The organism is Merdimmobilis hominis, from assembly GCF_016901855.1.
Lineage (GTDB): Bacteria > Bacillota > Clostridia > Oscillospirales > Ruminococcaceae > Paludihabitans.
Window position 1 is genome coordinate 1 of the sequence record NZ_JACJKY010000104.1, and the last position, 215, is coordinate 215.

The 215-nt window shown below is 52.1% G+C and carries 1 rRNA gene; it reads left to right on the forward strand.

Going from position 1 to position 215, the window contains the following annotated elements:
- A 16S ribosomal RNA gene (locus H6A12_RS13270) occupies positions 1-215 on the forward strand; the annotation flags it as partial.

The following is a 215-nucleotide window of genomic DNA, read 5'->3' on the forward strand; positions in this document are numbered from 1 at the left end:
CTGAGTGGCGGACGGGTGAGTAACGCGTGAGTAACCTGCCTCAAAGAGGGGGATAACGTCTGGAAACGGACGCTAATACCGCATGACATATCGTTATGGCATCATGATGATATCAAAGGAGCAATCCGCTTTGAGATGGACTCGCGTCCAATTAGCTAGTTGGTGAGGTAACGGCCCACCAAGGCGACGATTGGTAGCCGGACTGAGAGGTTGAA